Source organism: Xenorhabdus vietnamensis (genome assembly GCF_002127535.1).
Classification (GTDB): Bacteria; Pseudomonadota; Gammaproteobacteria; order Enterobacterales; family Enterobacteriaceae; genus Xenorhabdus; species Xenorhabdus vietnamensis.
On sequence record NZ_MUBJ01000060.1, the window covers coordinates 1 to 3,341 of the forward strand.

The following is a 3,341-nucleotide window of genomic DNA, read 5'->3' on the forward strand; positions in this document are numbered from 1 at the left end:
AAATGCATTAGCCATTATGTTTAGCCTCTATAATGCGTTGCGCCTGCTCAGCCCACCAAACTAGCCGCGTTCGACTCAGGAGCCACGCCTCTTGTGGCCCCCAGCGATAAAAATAGGTGATGTCTGCCGCTAATCGTTGCCATTGCTAGAGGGGGTATAAGCCAAAAAATGGGTTAAGAACGCCTCACATTGACGGAAATCAGATATTGCCATCTTTTTCAGTACCGTTTCAGGCACGCCCGATACCAGAGTAATCAGTAATCTCATGGCGGCCAACGGGTTGGATTTTTTATCCATTTCATAAAACTGCTCAACCTCAATCAATGCAGGCTCCCGCAAATGAATTTCGGTGTAAACCTCTTTACCGTCATTGCTCTCAATCTGTTTGTTTAGTGTGATAACTTTTGTTTTTTCCATGACTGCCTCTTAGTTTTCAGTAACTGAAATGCCTGCCCAGCGAACCTCTAGTTCCGCTGATAATTTATACAGCCATATTATTGCAATATATGCAACAAATCAAATTAATGATGCAAATAATGCAATATTATAAATTACACAAATTATGGACACACAAGGAACGGCAGAGCTATGTGACACTGCTGTTTGGTAAGGTTTAATGAAAGGAAGCTGAGGAGTGGGTGATAAATATGGGGCTGACTGTTCACGGAGTAAAGCCATTCATGATGAAGCTGGAAATACGAGGACAGGATACTGATAAATCTTTGCACTTTGGTGTGCGTTCTGTAGGTGATGTGGGTATGTGATATTTACGAAGGGTATCGGTTAGACGTCCATGTCTAGATTGGTATGAGATCAGTAACAATGATGTTTGTGGTTACAAATCCCATGATTATTAACTTTGGCTATCCTAGTCATGGAATCACATGCATGGTTCTATAAAAAACTATATATTAATATCCAACGGCAAAAATAAACGGTGTTGAATTGACGACTGAAGCTGCTGGCTCAGTTTCTTGCAAATACACCCAACATTTTTCTGTGTCCCAGTTAATGACTTGAAACCAGTCATTAGCAAGATTTAAGTTTGTTGGGTGATTAATTTTTGTTGAGACATATATCGCCAGTACCTGATTTGGAAATATTCGTGGGAAGGTAATAATTTGAGTACCCTCACTCAATTGCTGTTCCCCCTGCACCCACTGGTGAATAACGCCAGTATCTCCACATTGCCACCAACCATTCACTGATTTCTCTGCTGTGTTTTTACTTCCATATCGGGCATCACTTTCTGACTTAGTATAACTATCTCCCTTAATTGCATAATTTCCAGCAGGCTGTGCACCAATATTTTTCACAAATTCTGCTTTTTCTGGGATATCTGCCCCGTTCTGGTCTTTTGCTAAACGAGCATTAGCATTATTATTTGCATTAGCTGCATTCTGATTAGCAATATTAGCTAAATCATACGCTGTCTTCACCGCTTTCGAAGTTGCAGCATAAGTTTCATCGTCGTTATTTACTGAATTGCTCAGGATGACAAATCCCTTTTCTCTCAGTGTTGCCTCTGGGTGATCCCGGCTTTGGGCGTGTTCCTTCATCGATTCTTTGATCGAATTTTTGATATAGCAAGGGGATGGAACGACAATAAAACCATCACTTTCTGCGCAGACTGGAACATCAGATTTATTACATTCATTGCTCATACTAAATCCCTCATTTGATCAACAATACACATTGCTAAATAACATGAAGGCGGTGGGATACTGCCCCGCCAGTGAACATCAATAAAAAGGTTCATCAATACTGGAGAGAACTTCTGATTAGGATGGCACGGAATGGTTGTTTGGAAATTAATAAAATCCATATCCCACTGATAAAACTATGAGATAGATAAAGGTGAGATTTCTCACATTTAACCTAACTCCTTGATATCCCTTATTTCCGTCAGAAGACCGGAATTCCTATCCTGAGAGGTAATTACGAAAAATCAAAAGGTTAGCTAAATGGGATTTGAAAGCTCTTTTAACTCCTTGATTTCCTTAATCTCTGGCACAGTGACAGAATTACTTAAAATCAGCAAGTTATCTAAAGGCGGGATTTCCCGACTTTAACCCATTGATAGATAGCATTTCCTGCATGGTGTAGGTTTAGCGCTATGTCATCGTTCCGTTTGAAACGTAGGCATGGAAACAAACTCTGATGATTTTTGAGGTTAATGAATCATTAATCCCAGAGGCTACCCTCTTTAAGATGTTTGGTTGAAAATAACTCAGTACGTTTAATATACCTACCTGCTGCCGTGGTCCTCACTTTGGCAATAGTGCTCATGCTCTTGGTAAATTCGTCTTTATTCCAGCTATAGAGAACATCTCTATGGTTACTTTATGTGCTGAATAAATGCAATAAATGCATTGTTTCTCAATGTATTGCTTGGACACAAGGGGCTGGGCAAAACGACTTAACCATTTGTTTTTATTTCACTCTTTTGAGCACACCTCTTGCTGCTGCGATGAGTCATAGTCAGCGGAAGAGGTGGCAGAAAGAGTGATTGAAAGCAGTTGCACAGGACGGGGAAAATGCTCTACCTCGTTTTTAGCTGCTGTAACGTTCCAGTTTTGTTTTTTGCTGCTTTTACTCCTTGATCCACCCATGAGTGCTATATCCTTGTGGCTCTTCCGCTGGAATGCTGTTCAGAGAAGAAACAGAATCCTCGTTGACGTAAACATCAATAAATTGGTTACCTTCATCCCCAATAATAAATTTCCCTGTTTTCCTCTCAAGGTAGCAGCTACCACATGCCCCCAGTATATGCCTGAAAAATCGTCTGGCTACTTGTGGTGTGGCGGTTGTTGGTTCGCAGTCATAGATATATTTCTTCCTCCACGTTGGCATCATTTCCGGCTGATAGTCCCACCATACACTAATCCGCAATTCATCATGACCCGCATCAAACCAGTTGATAATCGTTCGCCTGCCAGCAATAACCAATTCCTGATACCTGAACTTCTTTTCTTGCTGTTTATTTTCGGATCGCCCGTTAAGGTCTATGCGTTCTCTTTTTATTGCCTCATTTAAAGCAATAACCATGAGTTTTAAAATGTACCTTTGTTTTTCTGATTTCTTCATTTTTATGGCTCACAATTTCAAGAAAATATTAAGTAGGTAACCGTTTTTAGCATTTAGCGAAAAAAACGCGAAATAACTGTACCATCTGTACCACTTGGAATATTTCAATTAAATATCAATCAATTAAGGGGGTACAGATAGGAAAAATAACTATAAATAACTGTCCATATCTGTACCATTGAGATTAAAACTCCTGCCTTAAATCTATGCCTAAATCTGTCGGCTCAATCGAACCTTTGCAGACCACACAGGGC

At 40.2% G+C, this 3,341-nt stretch carries 4 protein-coding genes; all 4 read right to left on the reverse strand.

Annotation, left to right across the window (positions count from 1 at the left end; translation table 11 throughout):
* Window positions 1-129: 129 nt before the first annotated feature.
* Window positions 130-417 carry a phage tail assembly protein gene (locus Xvie_RS19890; protein ID WP_086110831.1) on the reverse strand — a complete coding sequence of 96 codons (288 nt, stop codon included), beginning with the start codon at window positions 415-417 and terminating at the stop codon, window positions 130-132.
* A 494-nt stretch (window positions 418-911) separates the two neighbouring features.
* Window positions 912-1,664 (reverse strand): tail fiber protein, encoded by a 753-nt coding sequence (locus Xvie_RS19895; RefSeq protein WP_086110832.1) that lies wholly within the window; start codon window positions 1,662-1,664, stop codon window positions 912-914.
* Between the two features lie 774 nt (window positions 1,665-2,438).
* Window positions 2,439-2,612: a hypothetical protein gene (locus Xvie_RS21900; protein ID WP_167376341.1), complete on the reverse strand. Its 174-nt coding sequence runs from the start codon at window positions 2,610-2,612 to the stop codon at window positions 2,439-2,441.
* Entirely contained in the window at window positions 2,593-3,087 is a 495-nt protein-coding gene (locus tag Xvie_RS23480) for a hypothetical protein (RefSeq protein ID WP_244175747.1), read from the reverse strand. The genes Xvie_RS21900 and Xvie_RS23480 overlap by 20 nt, the downstream gene beginning before the upstream one ends.
* Window positions 3,088-3,341: the final 254 nt, after the last annotated feature.

Excerpts from the sequence above, each read along its gene's own strand:
- Xvie_RS21900 (WP_167376341.1), bottom strand. The coding sequence starts at position 2,612 with ATGGGTGGATCAAGGAGTAAAAGCAGCAAAAAACAAAACTGGAACGTT.
- Xvie_RS19890 (WP_086110831.1), bottom strand. The coding sequence starts at position 417 with ATGGAAAAAACAAAAGTTATCACACTAAACAAACAGATTGAGAGCAAT.
- Xvie_RS23480 (WP_244175747.1), bottom strand. The coding sequence starts at position 3,087 with ATGAAGAAATCAGAAAAACAAAGGTACATTTTAAAACTCATGGTTATT.
- Xvie_RS19895 (WP_086110832.1), bottom strand. The coding sequence starts at position 1,664 with ATGAGCAATGAATGTAATAAATCTGATGTTCCAGTCTGCGCAGAAAGT.